This window comes from Arthrobacter hankyongi (genome assembly GCF_022012395.1).
GTDB lineage: Bacteria > Actinomycetota > Actinomycetes > Actinomycetales > Micrococcaceae > Crystallibacter > Crystallibacter hankyongi.
This window is the reverse complement of sequence record NZ_JAKLTQ010000024.1, coordinates 57610-75029: the sequence shown is the minus strand read 5'-3', so window position 1 is coordinate 75029 and position 17420 is coordinate 57610. Positions and strand designations below refer to the sequence as shown.

The 17420-nt window shown below is 66.5% G+C and carries 13 protein-coding genes and 2 tRNA genes; 11 read left to right on the top strand and 4 right to left on the bottom strand.

Annotation, left to right across the window (positions count from 1 at the left end; genetic code table 11):
- Positions 1–120: 120 nt before the first annotated feature.
- Positions 121–2664, bottom strand: coding sequence for an aminopeptidase N (gene pepN, locus LVY72_RS21245; protein ID WP_237826265.1), 2544 nt, complete (start codon positions 2662–2664; stop codon positions 121–123).
- Between the two features lie 156 nt (positions 2665–2820).
- On the opposite strand from pepN, the gene LVY72_RS21240 reads away from it, so the two are divergent.
- The 3 genes from LVY72_RS21240 (at position 2821) to LVY72_RS21230 (ending at position 5334) form a co-directional block, all read left to right on the top strand.
- Positions 2821–3861 carry a DUF1648 domain-containing protein gene (locus LVY72_RS21240; protein WP_237826261.1) on the top strand — a complete coding sequence of 347 codons (1041 nt, stop codon included), beginning with the start codon at positions 2821–2823 and terminating at the stop codon, positions 3859–3861.
- A gap of 86 nt (positions 3862–3947) precedes the next feature.
- Entirely contained in the window at positions 3948–4421 is a 474-nt protein-coding gene (locus LVY72_RS21235; protein WP_237826259.1) for a ribose-5-phosphate isomerase, read from the top strand.
- Positions 4422–4428: 7 nt separating this feature from the next.
- Positions 4429–5334 carry an Fpg/Nei family DNA glycosylase gene (locus LVY72_RS21230; RefSeq protein WP_237826250.1) on the top strand — a complete coding sequence of 302 codons (906 nt, stop codon included), beginning with the start codon at positions 4429–4431 and terminating at the stop codon, positions 5332–5334.
- Between the two features lie 92 nt (positions 5335–5426).
- Here LVY72_RS21230 and LVY72_RS21225 read toward each other — a convergent pair.
- A tRNA-Gly gene (locus LVY72_RS21225) sits at positions 5427–5497 on the bottom strand.
- Between the two features lie 136 nt (positions 5498–5633).
- Here LVY72_RS21225 and LVY72_RS21220 point away from each other — a divergent pair.
- The 6 genes from LVY72_RS21220 to LVY72_RS21195 all read left to right on the top strand — a co-directional run bounded on the left by LVY72_RS21220 (position 5634) and on the right by LVY72_RS21195 (position 10942).
- Positions 5634–5706, top strand: a tRNA-Pro gene (locus LVY72_RS21220).
- Between the two features lie 54 nt (positions 5707–5760).
- The gene (gene tig / locus LVY72_RS21215) at positions 5761–7164 is read left to right on the top strand and encodes a trigger factor (RefSeq protein ID WP_237826248.1); all 1404 of its coding nucleotides are present in this window, start codon (positions 5761–5763) and stop codon (positions 7162–7164) included.
- Between the two features lie 239 nt (positions 7165–7403).
- Positions 7404–8015, top strand: a complete 612-nt coding sequence (locus LVY72_RS21210) for an ATP-dependent Clp protease proteolytic subunit (protein WP_237826284.1) — start codon at positions 7404–7406, stop codon at positions 8013–8015.
- 52 nt (positions 8016–8067) lie between these two features.
- Positions 8068–8742: an ATP-dependent Clp protease proteolytic subunit gene (locus tag LVY72_RS21205; protein ID WP_237826243.1), complete on the top strand. Its 675-nt coding sequence runs from the start codon at positions 8068–8070 to the stop codon at positions 8740–8742.
- A gap of 221 nt (positions 8743–8963) precedes the next feature.
- A complete protein-coding gene (clpX, locus tag LVY72_RS21200) occupies positions 8964–10256 on the top strand; it encodes an ATP-dependent Clp protease ATP-binding subunit ClpX (RefSeq protein WP_237826241.1) in 1293 nt (430 codons plus the stop codon).
- Between the two features lie 65 nt (positions 10257–10321).
- Positions 10322–10942 carry a mycothiol-dependent nitroreductase Rv2466c family protein gene (locus tag LVY72_RS21195; RefSeq protein ID WP_237826239.1) on the top strand — a complete coding sequence of 207 codons (621 nt, stop codon included), beginning with the start codon at positions 10322–10324 and terminating at the stop codon, positions 10940–10942.
- Between the two features lie 404 nt (positions 10943–11346).
- Here the strand turns inward: LVY72_RS21195 and valS are convergent, their stop codons facing one another.
- On the bottom strand, positions 11347–13962 hold the full coding sequence (gene valS, locus LVY72_RS21190; protein ID WP_237826236.1) for a valine--tRNA ligase: 2616 nt from the start codon (positions 13960–13962) through the stop codon (positions 11347–11349).
- Positions 13963–14110: 148 nt separating this feature from the next.
- Entirely contained in the window at positions 14111–15940 is a 1830-nt protein-coding gene (locus LVY72_RS21185) for a calcineurin-like phosphoesterase C-terminal domain-containing protein (protein ID WP_237826235.1), read from the bottom strand.
- Between the two features lie 182 nt (positions 15941–16122).
- Here LVY72_RS21185 and LVY72_RS21180 point away from each other — a divergent pair, with 182 nt between their 5' ends.
- Both LVY72_RS21180 and LVY72_RS21175 read left to right on the top strand, forming a co-directional pair.
- Complete coding sequence (locus LVY72_RS21180) at positions 16123–16494, top strand: DUF488 domain-containing protein (RefSeq protein ID WP_237826234.1); 372 nt, start codon at positions 16123–16125, stop codon at positions 16492–16494.
- A gap of 23 nt (positions 16495–16517) precedes the next feature.
- The gene (locus LVY72_RS21175; protein ID WP_237826232.1) at positions 16518–17261 is read left to right on the top strand and encodes an SDR family oxidoreductase; all 744 of its coding nucleotides are present in this window, start codon (positions 16518–16520) and stop codon (positions 17259–17261) included.
- Positions 17262–17420 lie beyond the last annotated feature (159 nt).

Genomic DNA, 17420 nt, shown 5'->3' with positions numbered 1-17420 from the left:
AGGTCAGAGCGTTGCTTGAAGGTGAAAGCAGGGCGGGGCGGCCCAATGCTGGGAGCGGAGGCCCGTGGTCGTCAATGCCGGACGCCGGCACAGGCCCGCAGACCCGTGCCGGCTGCCGGGCTACTTGTCCGCGGCCTGGGCCTTCAGGGCACGCACCACGCCGTCCCGGTTCTCCAGCACCAGCCGGCGCAGCGCCGCCAGATCGCCGGACAGCCCGGCCAGGAACCTGTCGGTCAGCTCCACCGTGGCCTGCGTGGTCAGCCGGCCCGGGTACAGACCCACCACAATCTGCTGCGCGATCTCGTGCGTGCGCGAGGCCCAGACGTCCTCGACGGCGGCGAAGTACTTGTCCGCGAACGGCTCCAGCAGTGCCGTGTCATGCACGCGGTTGAAGCCGGAAATGACGGACTGCTGGGTGGCGTTGGGCAGTTCGCCGGTGCCGACGACGGCTTCCCACGCAGCGGCCTTAGCCTCCGCCGTGGGGATGGCCGCCTGGGCCAGGGCCGCGGCGCGCTGGCCGGTAGCCGTGGCATCGCGCTCCAGTTCGGCGTCGATCTCGGTCTGGCCGAAGCGGCCGCCGGCCACCAGCGAGGTAAGCAGTTCCCAGCGCAGGTCCGCATCCACGGTGAGACCCTCCAGCGTCTGTGCGCCGGAGAGCAGCGCCGCGACGGCATCGAGTTGGCCCGCACTCCGGGCCAGGCCGGCGAACGCCTTGACGAACTGCAGCTGGGAATCCGAGCCTGCCTGGGCCTGTCCGCTCAGCTCCCACAGCCGGTCCGCGGCGCCGGTTGTCAGCCGCTCGCGGTCCTCGGGCCGGACGTAGTAGATCAGGGACGTGGCCAGCTGGCGCAGCAGCACCATGACGACGGAGGAGTCCGTCTCGTAGGCGACGTTGTTCAGGATCAGTTCGACGTACTCGCGCGCCGGGGTCTCGCCGTCGCGGGTGGCGTCCCAGGCCGAGCTCCAGACCAGTGTGCGCGGCAGCGACTGGGCGAAGTCCTTCAGATGGGACTTGGACGTCCGCAGCGATTCCTCGTCCAGCCGGATCTTGGCATAGGCCAGATCGTCGTCATTGAGCAGGACCAGCGCCGGGCGCGGCAGCCCCGCCAGGACCGGGACCTCGGTCCGTTCGCCGTCGACGTCCAGTTCCTCCCGGTGCGTGCGTACCAGCTTGCCGTCCGCGTCCAGATTGTAGAAGCCGACGGCGAGGCGGTGCCGGCGGAGCGTGGGCTGCTCGGGCACGGCTGACTGGAGGATGGCGAAGGAGGCGACCGTTCCGTCCGGGTCCGCGGCGATCTCGGCACGCAGCGTGTTCACGCCCGCGGTCTCCAGCCACTCGGTGGACCATTCCTTCAGATCCCGGCCGCTGGCGGCCTCCAGCTCGGTCAGCAGGTCGGACAGCTCGGTGTTGCCCCAGGCATGCTTGCCAAAGTACTCGCGCACCCCGGCCATGAATTCCTCCTGGCCTACCCAGGCCACCAGCTGGCGCAGCACCGACGCGCCCTTGGCGTAAGTGATGCCATCGAAGTTGACCTGCACGTCCTCGAGGTCCTTGATCTCGGCGACGATCGGATGCGTGGATGGCAGCTGGTCCTGGCGGTAGGCCCAGGACTTCTCCACCGAGGCGAAGGTGGTCCAGGCGTTTTTCCACTCGGTGGCCTCGGCCGCGGCGAGCGTGGACATGAACTCGGCGAAGGACTCGTTCAGCCACAGGTCATTCCACCAGCGCATCGTGACCAGATCGCCGAACCACATGTGCGCCAGTTCGTGCAGCACGGTGATGGCCCGGCGTTCGATGGTGGCTTCCGTGGGCTTGGACCGGAAGACATAGTTCTCCAGGAAGGTCACCGCCCCGGCGTTCTCCATGGCCCCCGCATTGAACTCCGGCACGAACAGCTGATCGTATTTGGTGAACGGGTACGGGGTGCCGAACTGCTTTTCGTAGAACTCGAAGCCCTGCCGCGTCAGCTCGAAGACGTTCTCCGCGTCCATGAACTGCATCAGGGACTTGCGTGCGAAGACGCCCAGCGGGATGGTCCGCCCGTCCGAGCTGGTCAGCTCGCTGCGCACGCTCTGGTACGGGCCGGCAATCAGCGCGGTGATGTAGGAGGAGATCCGCGGGGTGGGTTCGAAGGCCCAGGTCGCCGCGGTGCCGGTCTTGCCCGCCGGCATCGGCACGGGCGTGGGGGAGTTGGAGATGACATCCCAGTGCGCCGGCGCGGTCACCGTGAAGCCGAAGGACGCCTTCAGGTCAGGCTGTTCGAAGACGGCGAACATGCGCCGGGAGTCCGGGACCTCGAACTGGCTGTAGAGGTAGACCTCATCATCCACCGGGTCCACGAACCGGTGCAGCCCCTCGCCGGTGTTCATGTACAGCGCGTCCGCATCGATGACCAGTTCGTTTTCGGCGGCCAGTTCCGGCAACTGGATGCGCACGCCGTCTGATACCGCGGCAGGATCCAGCTCGGTGCCGTTGAGCGTCACCGAGCGGACCTCGGCGGTTACCGCGTCGATGAAGGTGGAGGCTCCGGCCGTGGCACCGAAACGGACGGTGGTTTTGGAGCCGAAAACCTTTTCCCCGCGGGTCAGGTCGAGGACGACGTCGTAGGACTGGACATTGAGCAGCGCGGCGCGCTCCCGGGCTTCCTCGCGCGTCAGATTCATTCCTGGCAAAAGTAGCGCCTCCCCTTAAAATTCGATGGTCGGGCCGCCGCAGCCGGCAGCGTTCGGGTGCCGGCCGCAGGGCGGATCTGAAACAAGCCTTGAACAGTTGGGTCATTCTCTCACCTTCCGCCGCCAAGCGCAGTACTTTGAAAGGCGATGAGCGAGTTGTTACGTGCCGGTGGGCGTCCGTACCGGCCCGCCTTTGACGCCCGCGCCTTGGCGTTGGGCGTCGGCGTTCCGGTGCTGATGGCCGCGGGACTCGGGCTCTGGCTGGCCTCCGTCGCCGGCCGGATGCCCGAGCCGGTTGCCTCGCACTGGGACGCCTCCGGCACCGCGGACGGTTTTTCCGGCTTCCGCCCCACTGCCATCGCCGCGGTGGCGGTGACAGCCGGCACCGGCGCGCTGTGCGGCACCTGCTTCGCCCTCCGTGCCGCGCCGCTGGGTATCCGCAGGTTCGGCATCGCCTTCAGCATCCTGGCCGCGGCCTTCTGCGCCATGATCTTCGTCTGCGGAATCCACCCGCAGATCGGCCGGGCCAACGCTGACGGCACGAAGCTTGACTGGCCGCTGTTCTGGTCCGGCATCGCGCTGGCCGCCATCCCGGCGCTGACCCTGCCCTGGCTGCTCAAGCGTGGCGGACAAGCCGCCGCAGTCCCCGCGGGCATTCCGGCCGGCGCCCGCGTGGACCTCGCCGGTGCCCGCCGTGGCGAAACGATCGACGTCCGCATCCGTGGTTCGCGCACCCTGATGACCGTGCTGGGAGCGCTCATGTTTGCCGCCATCGGCTGGCTCGCGGTGGCGTCCTGGTGGTGGCTCGTGGTGGCTGCAGCGCTGACGGCCGGTGTGCTGGTCTTCTTCGTGGCCACCGTCCGTGCCGGTGCCGCCGGACTGAGCGTGCGGATCCTCGGGCGCTGGCCGATCGTCACCATCCCGGTTACCGATTTCCGCGCGGCGACCGCGGTGCGGGAAATCCGTCCTCTCCAGTATGGCGGCTGGGGCTACCGGATCACCGGCCGGAGGTCCGCGTTCGTTGTGGCCGCCGGTCCCGCCATCGTGCTGCAGTTGGCCGGCGGCAGGGACTTCGCCGCCAGCACCGGCACCCTCGAGAACGCCGAACGGATGTCCGCCTTGCTCAACGGCTACAAGGCCATTTCGACAAATGCGGCCCCGGGTCCGGGCAATCGGCCGGAGCAATGACCGGGTCCGGGAATCTGCCCTGACCGCGCTCCTCCAGTACGCTGGAAGCCGTAATTCTTCCACTCCGTACGCCCGAAGGACTGCCCATGCGCGTTCACATTGCCACCGACCACGCCGGCCTGGAGCTCAGTGCCCACCTGATCCAGCATCTGGGCGCCAAGGGCTACGAAATGGTCGACCACGGGCCGAAGGAATACGACCCCGAGGACGACTACCCCGCGTTCTGCATCAACGCCGCGCTCGCGGTCGTGGCGGACCAGGCCGCCGGCGTCGACGCGCTGGGCATCGTGCTTGGCGGTTCGGGCAACGGCGAGCAGATCGCCGCCAACAAGGTCAAGGGCATCCGCGCCGCGCTGGCCTGGAACCTGGCCACCGCCAAGCTGGCCCGCGAGCACAACGACGCCAACGTCGTCGCGGTCGGCGGCCGCCAGCACACCGTCGAGGAGGCCACGGAAATCATCGAGGCGTTCCTGGCCGAGCCGTTCAGCAACGCCGAGCGGCACGTGCGCCGGATCGGCAAGATCGCCACCTACGAGGCCACCTCCGAGGTTGTGGCCTAGGTTTCCGATGCCCGAAGGACATTCCATCCACCGGCTGGCCGCCCAGTTCAATTCCGTCTTCGGCGGCAGCAGGCTGGCGGTCAGCAGTCCGCAGGGGAAGTTCGCTGCCGGCGCCGCCCGGCTGGATGGATCGGTGCTGCATGCCGCGAACGCCCACGGCAAGCAGCTTTTCCTGGCCTTCGACAACGATCTGTACCTGCGGGTGCACCTCGGGCTCTATGGTGCCTGGGACTTCGGTGGGGACGAAACCTTCCGCGGCGCCTCCAGCATCGGGGCGCCGCGCCGGGTGGGCGAGCGGGAGGCGTACGACGACGGCGCCTCCGTGCCGTCGTCGTATTCCGGTCCGCCGGCGCCGGTGGGACAGGTGCGCGTTCGGCTGGTCAGCGGCCACGGCTGGGCCGACCTGCGCGGCCCAGCCGCGTGCGAGGTGGTGACCGAAGCCGAACGCGCCGCCGTCGTCGGCAGGCTGGGACCTGATCCGCTGCAGCCGGATCCGGCCGGCGAGGCCGCCGGCGAGTTCGCCCGCCGGATCACGGCCCGGGGCACATCCGTGGGCACGTTGCTGATGAGCCAGGATGTTGTGGCCGGGGTGGGCAATATCTACCGGGCGGAGACGCTCTTCCGGTGCGGGCTGAACCCGTGGCTGCGCGGTAAGGACCTGGACGGGCAGGCCGCGGCGGCGCTGTGGGCGGACGTCGTGGCTGTCATGGCAGACGGCGTGCGCGAGGGCCGGATCATCACCACCCGTCCCGAGCACCGCCAGGATCCCGCGCGGCCGCTCTGGCCGGACAACGCGCACTATGTCTACCAGAGGCAGGGCCAGCCTTGCCGGGTCTGCGCGGTGCCGGTGGCCCTGGATGGAATGGGCAGCCGCAAGCTCTACTGGTGCCCCAGTTGCCAGGCCCCCGGATGAGCCCCGGACGATAGGCCCAGGGCCCCGCAAGGATCCCCCAACGACTAACGGCGGATCCTTGCGGATCCGCCGTTATCTGCTGCGTGCTTGAGAGGGGATGACGGGAATCGAACCCGCGTAATCAGTTTGGAAGACTGAGGCTCTACCATTGAGCTACATCCCCGAGGACGTTGAAACTCTAGCACGGTGGGCCTGACCCACCGCAAATCGCCACGCTGGTGCGCGGAACCTGCGAAAGCAATTAGAATGGCAAAATTGTGCACTGCATCCGGATTGCCCGTAGACTTGCCTGTGCACTACGGGGCGTAGCGTAGTGGCTAGCGCGCCTGCTTTGGGAGCAGGAGATCGCAGGTTCGAGTCCTGTCGCCCCGACTCTGTATTTCTTGGTGCAGATCCCATCCATTAGCTATCAGGAGTTCAAACGCTGTGAAGAGCGCTGTCGAAAACCTCTCCCCGACTCGGGTCAAGCTCAACGTTGAGGTTCCCTTCGAGGAACTCAAGCCCAGCATCGATGCGGCATACAAGACGATTGCCACCCAGGTCCAGGTGCCAGGTTTCCGCAAGGGCAAGGTGCCCAACAAGCTCATCGACCAGCGTGTTGGCCGCGGCTACGTCATCGAGACCGCCATCAACGACGGCCTGAACGGCTTCTACCAGGAGGCCGTCCAGGAAGCCGGTATCCAGCCGCTGAGCCGGCCCGAGGTGGAGATCACCGAGGTTCCCGACCCGTCGGCCACCGAGGGCCAGCTGATCTTCCAGGTCGAGGTTGACATCCGTCCCGAGATCGAGCTGCCGGAGTATGCCGGCCTCGAGGTCACTGTCGAGGCTGCCGAGGCCACCGACGAGGACGTCGAGAAGGCCCTGGATGACCTGCGCGGCCGCTTCGGCACGCTCAAGACCGTGGACCGTCCGGCCGTCGACGGCGACTTCATCACCATCGACCTGACCGCCACCGTCGGCGACGAGGAAGTGGACTCCGCTACCGGCCTGTCCTACCAGGTAGGTGCCGGAACGATGCTCGATGGCCTGGATGAGGCCGTGACCGGCCTGAGCGCCGACGAGGACGCCACCTTCGAGACCAAGCTGGCCGGCGGCGAGCACGCCGGCGAGGACGCCACCGTCAAGGTGGTGCTCAAGGCCGTCAAGGAGCGCGAGCTGCCCGAGGCCAATGACGACTTCGCCCAGCTGGCCAGCGAATTCGACACGATCGCCGAGCTGCGCGAGGACCTGACCAAGCAGGCCGCCGAGTCCAAGGTCGTCGAGCAGGGCATCGAGGCCCGCGACAAGGTCCTGGACAAGCTCGTCGAGCTCATCGAGGTTCCGGTTCCCGATTCCGTGGTCGAAGAGCAGATGGAGCAGCACTTCCGCCCGGAAAACGCCCATGGCGGCGAAGAGCACGACACCGAGGAACACCGCGCCGAGGTCCGCGAGAACACCGAGCGGGCCTTCAAGAACGAGGTCATCCTGGACGCCGTGGCGGACAAGGAAGAGATCGGCGTCAACCAGGCCGAGCTGATCGACTACATCGTGTCCGCCTCCAGCCAGTACGGCATGGATCCGAACCAGTTCGCCCAGCTGCTGGACCAGAGCGGCCAGGTTGGCATGATGGTCGGCGAGGTGCGCCGCCGCAAAGCCCTGGCCAAGGTGCTGGAGCAGGCCAAGGTCACCGACAGCAACGGTTCCGAGGTGGACCTCAGCGACTTCGTCCGCCCCGCCGGTGAAGAGGCCGAAGGCGGCGTCGAAGAGATGATCGCGGCTACCGAGGCCGAAGCAGCCAAGGCGGAGAATGAGGCCGGCGAGTCCACCGAGGCTGTCGACGCCGACAAGTAAGCAGCAGCATCCGCTCGGACAGGCCGTCCGCCCCTGACGGGGCCGGCGGCCTGTCCGTTTTTAACCGGCCCGGAGGCCGGTGCGCCGTCAGCGAACAGTGCGCGAAATACAGGGAATCGCTCCCGGATAAGCGTTAGTGTCCAAGAAGGAAACAGGTCCCAAGGACTGGCCCCGATTGGCAGGCCTTGGGCAGAAGCGAGAGGTAATTCAGAATGTCCCGTGAATCCGCCACCCCCAGGATGGCCAGCGTCGATCCGGCGACCCAGGATAATTACATCTACAACCGGCTCCTGAAGGAACGCATCATCTGGCTCGGGTCCGAGGTCCGCGATGAGAATGCCAACGCTATCTGCTCGCAGCTGCTGCTGCTCTCGGCCGAGGACCCGGAGAAGGACATCTACCTCTACATCAACTCGCCCGGCGGGTCCGTCACTGCGGGCATGGCCATCTACGACACGATGCAGTTCATCCCCAACGACGTGGTCACCGTGGCGACCGGCCTGGCCGCATCGATGGGTCAGTTCCTGCTGTCCTCGGGCACCAAGGGCAAGCGCTACGCCACCCCGCATGCCCGCATCCTGATGCACCAGCCCTCCGGGGGAATCGGCGGCACGGCCTCGGACATCAAGATCCAGGCGGAGCTCATCCTGCACATGAAGCAGGTGATGGCCGAACTGACCGCTTCGCAGACGGGCCAGAGCGTGGAGCAGATCCTGGTCGACAACGACCGGGACAAGTGGTTCACCGCCGAGGAGGGCCTCGCCTACGGCTTCTTCGACCACATCTCCGCACATGCCGGTTCTGTCTCCGGCGGCGGCGGCACCAACAGCAACCACTCGAAGGAATCCTGATCGCAGGTTCTGCGACCCAGTCCCGACGATCGTCGAAAGCAGGAGAAAGACAATGACCTACAACTTCGGTGCCGCTGCCGGCGGCTACGCCGCGAACCTGCCGCAGAGCCGGTACGTGCTGCCGCAGTTCGAGGAGCGGACCCCGTACGGTTTCAAGCGCCAGGATCCCTACACCAAGCTCTTCGAGGACCGGATCATCTTCCTCGGCGTGCAGGTGGATGATGCCTCGGCCGATGACATCATGGCGCAGCTGCTGGTGCTCGAGTCCACCGACCCGGACCGCGACATCACCCTCTACATCAACTCGCCGGGCGGGTCCTTCACAGCGATGACGGCTATCTACGACACGATGCAGTACATCCGCCCGGAGATCCAGACCGTCTGCCTGGGCCAGGCGGCCAGTGCCGCGGCCGTCCTGCTGGCGGCCGGCACGCCGGGCAAGCGTCTGGCTCTGCCGAACGCGCGGGTGCTGATCCACCAGCCGGCCCTCGGCGGCGGCGAACGCGGCCAGGCCACCGACCTGCAGATCCAGGCCGACGAAGTCATGCGCATGCGCGCCTGGCTCGAGGACACCCTGGCCCTGCACTCGGGCAAGACCAGTGCCGAGGTGAACAAGGATATCGAGCGTGACAAGATCCTGACCGCCGACGACGCGCAGGCCTACGGCCTGATCGACCAGGTGCTGGATTCGCGCAAGATCCACAAGCCGGCCATCAACAAGAGCTGATTATCCGGTGAAGTTGCGGCAGTTGGGCCCGCAGCGTGGAATCCGGTGGCGGACACGAGCCGAATATGGCTTAGTTTGTCATCGATGACCGCTGCGGGCCTTTCTGTTACTGAAACTGCCCACCAAGTGAATTAGAGTGGTCTAAGTGTCGGATGCGGGTGTCATAGTTTTGCCAGCGGCATTGACGTTATCTTCAGCAGGACCAAGTAAGGGGACAGAACATGGCGCGCATTGGTGAGAGCGCGGATCTGCTCAAATGCTCCTTCTGCGGCAAGAGCCAGAAGCAGGTGCGCAAACTGATCGCCGGCCCCGGGGTCTATATCTGCGACGAGTGCATCGACCTGTGCAACGAGATCATCGAAGAGGAACTCTCCGAGGTTTCGGACCTGGGCAGCTTCGAACTGCCCAAGCCGCGGGAGATCTTTGACTTCCTGCAGGAATACGTGATCGGCCAGGAGCCCGCCAAGCGCGCCCTCGCCGTCGCCGTCTACAACCACTACAAGCGCATCCAGTCGGGCCATGCGCCCAAGAGCACGGCCAACCTCTCGGATGCCAGCCCGCTGGAGGACGTGGAGGTCGGCAAGTCCAACATCCTGCTGATCGGCCCCACCGGCTGCGGCAAGACCTACCTGGCGCAGACCTTGGCCCGCCGGCTCAACGTGCCCTTCGCCGTCGCGGACGCCACTGCGCTCACCGAGGCCGGCTACGTCGGCGAGGATGTGGAGAACATCCTGCTCAAGCTGATCCAGGCCGCCGACTATGACGTCAAGAAGGCCGAGCAGGGCATCATCTACATCGACGAGATCGACAAGATCTCGCGCAAGAGCGAGAATCCGTCCATTACCCGGGATGTTTCCGGCGAGGGCGTGCAGCAGGCCCTGCTGAAGATCCTTGAAGGCACGGTGGCGTCAGTTCCGCCGCAGGGCGGACGCAAGCACCCGCACCAGGAGTTCATCCAGATCGACACCACCAATGTGCTCTTCATCGTCGCCGGCGCCTTCGCCGGGCTGGAGGAGATCATCGGGTCGCGGGCCGGCCGCAAGGGCATCGGGTTCGGCGCCCCGCTGAACGAGGGGCGCAAGGATGCGGATTCCTACGGCGATGTGATGCCGGAGGACCTGCTGAAGTTCGGACTCATCCCCGAATTCATTGGCCGGCTGCCGGTCATCACCACGGTGGCCAACCTGGACCGCCCGGCGCTGATCAAGATCCTGACCGAACCCAAGAACGCGCTGATCAAGCAGTACCAGAAGATGTTCCAGCTCGACGGCGTGGAATTGAACTTTGAGCCGGCCGCGCTCGAGGCGGTGGCAGATCTGGCCCTGGAACGGGGGACCGGCGCCCGCGGCCTGCGGGCCATCATGGAGGAATCCCTGCTGCCGATCCAGTTCGAGCTTCCCAGCCGGGAAGACGTCGCCGCCGTGGTGATTACCGCCGATGTGGTGCTGAACAAGGGCGAGCCTACGCTGATTTCCCACGACCTCATGGCCAAGCGCCGGAACAAATCCGCCTAGTCTCCGGTTACCCAAGAGGGCGCTCCGCGCTGCCCGATTATTGCCTACCACACAGGAGTTGACGCATGTCCGAATCCGCCGTCCCTTCAACCGTTGATTTCTGGTTCGACCCGATGTGCCCGTTTGCCTGGATCACCTCGCGCTGGATCCAGGAGGTCGAGGACGTCCGGGACATCAAGGTGGACTGGCATGTCATGAGCCTGGCCGTGCTCAATGACGGACGCGAGGAACTGCCGGAGGTCTACAAGGAGCGGATGAAGAAGGCCTGGGGCCCGGTCCGCGTGATCATCGCCGCCCAGGAGCTCCACGGGGACTCCTTCGTAAAGCCGCTCTACGACGCGATGGGTACCCGGATCCACAACGAGGCCATCGAGGACTTCGCCGAGGTCATCGCCGGAGCCCTGGACGAGGTTGGCCTGCCGGCGGACCTCGCCGGCTACGCCGACTCGGCGGAATTCGACCAGCAGCTGCGCTCCAGCCACGAGGAAGGGATTTCCAAGGTCGGGGACGAAGTCGGTACCCCGGTCGTGGCCTTGAACGGGACTGCGTTCTTCGGCCCGGTCCTGACCCGGATTCCGCGCGGCGAGCAGGCCGGCAGGATTTTCGACGGGGCGGTGGCCCTGGCCGAGTACCCGTACTTCTACGAGATCAAGCGCTCCCGGACTACCAGCCCCGAGTTCAACTGATCCACGCGCATCTCCCGCGTTCCGGGTTGCTGCTGCCGGTTCGTACCGAGGCAGGGACCCGGAACGCGGGAGATGAAGATTTCAGGAAAGAATTTGCGTCCAGCTATGGCGTGTCGCCTTGCATGGGCGTATATATGGAGTTACGCATCCCCCAAAAGATGCGGGACCGAACACCAAAGATTCAGTGACAAGTAGTGGACAAGTTCCACAAACTGCCAGTCAGTGACGAGACTAGGAAGACCTGACATCCTAGGAGTTCGCGAGACCCAAAGCGTCACATTTGGATCATAGAGTCGAAGCCCCACCAACGGCTAAACGCTGATGGGGCTTCCCCTATTTAACGGCCCGCCCGGTGGCGGCGTGGAGGCCCGGGCGGTACCTGTCTGCCCGGGCCTCCGGGCCGGCTACGCTTCGGCGGGCGCGAGTTCGACGCTTTTGACCGTCAGCTCGCCGTCGGACTCCTCGAACGAAAGCGCCCGGGCGTTGCCGGCCGCCTTCAGGTCGCCTTCGCCGGCCCGCAGCTGCGCGATCTGGGCCGCCGGTGCCGTGACGACGGCGGAGAGCACCTCGGTGCGCTGTTTGACCTTTGCCTCGGACTTGGCCTTGCGGATCCCGCCGAGGGCCAGGCCCACGGTGCCCAGCAGGTCCTTGTCCGCCGTCGCCGCGATCCCGGCCAGCGCCCCGGCCGTCGGCCATGGCGTGCGGTGCACCGAACCGGCTCGCCACCAGCTCCAGACCTCCTCCGTTGCGAACGGCAGGAACGGGGCGAACAGCCGCAGCAGCGTGTCCAGCGTGGTGGCCAGGGTGGCCAGCACTGAAGCCTGCTCGGCCTCGCCGGCCGCACCATAGGCACGGTCCTTGACCAGTTCCACATAGTTGTCCGTAAAGGACCAGAAGAATGACTCGCTGATCTGCAGGGCGCGTGCGTAGTCGTAGTTCTCGAAGGCCGCCGTGGACTGCTCGACCACGTCGGCCAGCTGTCCGAGCAGGGACAGGTCCAGTGCGTTGGTCACCACTGCGGCGTCGCCCGTGATCACCGAGGCCTCGGTGGCGCCCAGGTTGAGCACGAACTTGGACGCGTTCAGCAGCTTGATGGCCAGGCGGCGGCCGATCTTCATCTGCGCCACCTCGTAGGCGGTATCCGCGCCCAGCTTCGCCGAGGCCGCCCAGTAGCGCACGGCATCCGAGCCGAACTGTTCCAGGACGTCGGTGGGAACCACTACGTTGCCCTTGGACTTGGACATCTTCTTACGGTCCGGATCCAGGATCCAGCCCGAGATCGCCGCATGCTTCCACGGGGCGCAGTCCTGCAGCGCATCGGCCCGGACTGCCGAGGAGAACAGCCAGGTCCTGATGATGTCGTGGCCCTGCGGCCTCAGGTCGAAGGGGAAGACCTTGCCGAAGAATTCCTGGTCGCGGCTCCACCGGCCCACGATCTGCGGGGTCAGCGAGGACGTGGCCCAGGTGTCGAGTACATCGGCGTCGCCCATGAATCCACCGGGCACGCCGCGCCGGGCCTCGTCGTAGCCCGGTGCCGGCTCGGCGGCCGGGTCCACCGGCAGCATCTGGTCGGTCGGCAGGATCGGGTGCTCGTAGTCCGGCTCGCCGGCAGCATCCAGCGGATACCAGACCGGAATCGGCACACCGAAGAAGCGCTGGCGGGAAATCAGCCAGTCGCCGTTGAGGCCTTCGATCCAGTTCTCATAGCGCGAACGCATGAATGAGGGATGGAACTCGATCTCCCGGCCGCGGCCGATCAGCCGGTTCCGGCGTTCCTCGTCGCGGCCGCCGTTGCGGATGTACCACTGGCGGGAGGTGACGACCTCCAGCGGCTTGTCACCCTTCTCGTAGAAGTTGACCGGGTGCATCATGGTCTTCGGTGCGCCGTCCAGCTCGCCGGCGGCACCGAGTAGCTCCACCACCTTTTCCTTGGCGGAAAAGACCGTCTTGCCGGCGAGTTCGGCGTAGTTCGCCTGGCCCTCGTCGCTGGTGATCCACTCGGGGGTCTCGGCAATGATGCGGCCGTCGCGGCCCACGATGGCGCGGGTGGGCAGCTGCAGCTCGCGCCACCAGGTCACGTCGGTCAGGTCGCCGAACGTACACACCATGGCGATGCCGGCGCCCTTGTCGGGCTTGGCGAGCGGGTGCGCCTTGACCTCCACCTCGACGCCGAACAGCGGCGAAGTGACCTTGGTGCCGAACAGCGGCTGGTACCGTTCGTCGTCGGGGTGCGCCACCAGCGCCACACAGGCGGGCAGCAGTTCCGGCCGGGTGGTCTCGATGTAGACCTTGCCGCCGTCGGGGGTGTTGAAGCCGTAGCGGTAGTAGGCGCCCGGCATTTCGCGGTCTTCCAGCTCGGCCTGTGCGACGGCGGTGCGGAAGGTGACATCCCACAGCGTCGGGGCTTCGGCCAGGTACGCGTCCCCGGCGGACAGATTGGCCAGGAACGCGCGCTGGGACACGGCGCGTGAGGCGTCGTCGATGGTCCGGTAGGTCAGATTCCAGTCCACCGACAGGCCCAGGGTAGTGAACAGGTTCTCGAAGACCTTTTCGTCTTCCGAGGCCAGTTCCTCGCAGAGTTCGATGAAGTTGCGGCGCGAAACGACGTCGAAATCGCGCTGGTTCTTCGCCGGCGTGGCCGGCGGACGGTAGCCGGGGTCGTATGCCACGGACGGATCGCAGCGCACGCCGTAGTAGTTCTGCACCCGGCGTTCGGTGGGCAGGCCATTGTCGTCCCAGCCCATCGGGTAGAACACGTTCTTGCCCTGCATGCGCTGATAGCGGGCCAGGACGTCGGTCTGGGTGTAGGAGAACATGTGGCCCACATGCAGCGAGCCGGAAGCGGTGGGCGGGGGAGTGTCGATCGAGTAGACCTCGCTGCGGATGGTGTCCGGATCGAAGGCGTAGGTGCCTTGCTCCCGCCAGCGCTTGGAGTGGATGTCCTCGAGGCCCTCCAAAGCGGGTTTGTCGGGAACGTTTACGGTAACGGGCGTGTCTGTGCCCGGATCATGTTCTGCCATAAGGGTCATTCTTTCATGCAGCACCGGCCGGGATCGCATCGGCCCTCCGGCCGGACGCGCGGTGCCGGCACCCGCCCGAGTCTGGTCGGCTGGGCAGGCACCGGCACCATCAAAACGGTTCCGTCTGGATGCGGCTACAGCGGTGGGACTACTCCGCGACCCGGAAGGTCAGGGTTTCGGTGAACTCGCGGCCATGGACATCGGTAGCGGTGACCTTGGCGGTGTGCTCGCCGACGGCGAGGCCGGCGGGCAGCTCCAGCCGCCACAGGTGCATCGAGCGGTCGGCCAGGCTGCCGCCGTGGACCAACTGCTCCTGCACGGCCGCCGGGTCGGACCACTCGGCGCCGACGAACTGGCCCTCGCCCCGCATCTGCTGGGTGCGGACTGCCTCGGTGGTTTCGCCGTCGAGGGTGACCTTGACGGTGGAACCGGTACTGCCCATCCAGAAGTTGGTCGTCAGCCAGGTGGTCTCGGCGAGGTCGGCCTGGGAGACCACGAGCGGATCGGGGAATTTGGGGGCGGAACCCTTCCTAGCCACGTTCTCGGCATACCAGGTACGGTACCGGGGCGTGTTCAGGCCTAGGGCCATTTGCAGCGAGTCATCTTCGCCGCGGACGTTGAAACGCTCCTTGAACTCGGTGTTCTTGATGTCCAGGGTCAGCACGCCCGGCAGGCCGCCGTCGCGCTGTACGGCGAGCGGGTAGCCTGCGGCGAGGTCCTGGCCGGAGTACCAGTCGCCGGAGATCGCGCCGGCGGTGATGTGCGTGAAGGGCAGGCCGTCGACGCCGAAGAGGTTGGACCAGCCGGCCAGCGAGTCGCCTTGGCGCAGGTTCTCGATGCTGTGGGTGTGTCCGCCCAGGGCCACGACCTTGCGGCCCTCGAGGATCTCGTAGATCTCCTTGACCTGCGCCACCTGGTGCTTGGAGCTGCCCTGGTCGGCGTAGTCCAGCAGCGGGATGTGCGCGGCCAGGACGATCAGCTGGTTCTTCGGCACCCGGGCGATGTCGTTGCGCAGCCATTCGAGCTGCTTTTCGTCCAGCGAGCCGGTGTAGTCGCCCTTGGCGGCCGGCTGCTTGGCCGGGTACTCGACGGTGTTCAGCGCGACGACGTGCGCCTTCCCTGCGTCGTAGGAGTAGTATTCCGGGCCCAGCTTGGCCCGGAACGTATCAAAGGTGTGTTCGCTGTCGACCGCGTCGAAGTCCAGGTCGTGGTTGCCGGGCAGGAAGCGGGCCGGGCCGTTGAGCATTCCGGCCAGTTCCCGGGTCTGCGGGTACAGCGACAGGTCATCGCCGACGACGTCGCCGATGAACAGGGCGCCGCAGCCGGCGTAGTCGTCGCGGGCGGCCAGGTCGGCGAAGGCGCCGGCGCGGGCGTATTCGACCTCGTCCTGGTTGTAGGTCTGGACATCGCCGCCGATCAGGCAGTGCTGCTCGGGCGACTGGGTCAGCTTGCTCTTGGCCAGCGGGAAGTTCACGGCCTGCGGCAGTGCGCCGGTGGGGGCGATGCCGCCGTGGCGCAGTTCCGGCGAGCCCTCGGGCAGGTGGTGGTAGAAGAACTGGGCGACGTTGTCCTCGTCGACCGGCACCTGGTAGCCGCGGGGCTGGGTGGCGAAGACGGTCATGTTGTCGAATGCCGGCAGTTCGTACCGGCCGCGGCTGTCCGTAGTGGTGACGTCGCGTCCGTTGGACACGGTCACCCCGGCCAGGCCGCGCTCCTGGCGGTCTTGTTTCGAGTTCTTGTTCGTGTCGTCGAAGACGACGCCGTCGATGGTGTGCTGGTCGCTGTCCGGCCCTTCGACGACATCGACGTGGCCGCGGTAGGCCGTTGCGGCCCAACCGGTGTCGGCGGGGCCGCGGTCGGGCACTGCGATAGCGGCCGGCGCCAGCAGAGTGCCGCCGAAGATCAGCGCCAGGGTGCTGGCGGTCAGGCGGGCAGGCCGGGCAGAGGGGGATGTGGACTGTTTGGTGATCGATTGCACGATGAACCTCCGGTCGAGTGGTTTGGCGGACGGTTCAGGCCCGCCAAATGCACCCTCGCGGACCGGAGTAAACGATTAACCAGCTGCAGGCCACTGGGGTTGGACGCACTCATGGCGACTCGCCCAACGCGGGGCAAACGCCCGTGGACGGGCAGCTGGCATCATGGCGTACGATGCGGGTCATGCCGGACATTCGGACCAAGCGCATCTACGACGAGCCCGTGGCCCAGGACGGCTGCCGCATCCTGGTGGACAGGCTGTGGCCGCGCGGAGTGACCAAGGAAGCTGCCCGGCTGGACCTCTGGCTCAAGGAGATTGCCCCCTCGGCACAGCTGCGCACCGAATTCGGCCATATGCCGGACAGGTTCGAGTCCTTCACCCAGGCGTACCGCGCGGAACTGGACCACTCGGAGGCCGTGGCACAGGCGCTGGACCTGGCCGGCGAACACGGCACCCTCACGCTGCTATATGCCGCCAAGGACCTGCAGCACAACCACGCGGTGGTGCTGCGCGACTATCTGCGGGAGCGCCTGGAGAGCGGCCCCGGACAGTAACCGGGAACGTTAGGCTGGGATCCATGACCAAGCGAGCAGTAGTTACCGGAGCGAGTTCAGGCATCGGCGCCGCCACCGTGCGGGCGCTGCGCAAAAGCGGATGGGAGGTCGCCGCCGTTGCCCGCCGCGAGCAACTGCTCCAGCAGTTGGCCGATGAGACCGGTGCGGTGCCCTTCACCGTCGATGTGACGGATTCCGACGCCGTTTCCGGCCTGGTGGACGAGGTGCTCGCCGGCGGGGGAGTGGACGCAGTGGTCAATATTGCCGGGGGCGCTTTCGGGGTCGATTCCATCCAGGACGGCAAGCTTGCCGACTGGGAGAAGATGTACGACGTCAACGTGCTCGGCACCCTGCGGATGATCCAGGGCTTCCTGCCGGCGCTGCGGGAAAACGGCGAGGGATCGGTGGTGCTGCTGACCTCCACTGCGGGACTGGTGCCTTATGAGGGCGGCGGCGGCTACGTCGCAGCCAAGTTCGCCGAGCATTCGATGGCCGGCACGCTGCGGCTGGAGGAAGCCGAGCACAACGTGCGTGTCATCGAAATCGCCCCCGGACTGGTCCACACCGAGGAATTCTCGCTGAACCGGCTGGGCGGGGACAAGGAGGCTGCGGACGAAGTCTATGCGGGCGTGGAGAAGCCGCTGCTGGCCGAGGATGTGGCCGATGTGGTGGCCTATTCGCTGAACCTGCCCCACCATGTGAACCTGGACCAGATCGTCATCCGCCCGGTGGCCCAGGCTGCCGCGCACAAGGTCATCCGCCGCTAGGGCTTAGCAGCACATCTTGGCGGCCCCGGCAGCCGGCCGCGGAGCGGTTCTCCTGCCGGGCTGCGGCCCGACTCGTCCTACACAGCGCCCCGCGCCGCGCTGCTTATCCGCAGACGGCCTTGCCCCCATCGATTCGAATCTATCTTCGAAATAGGCTGG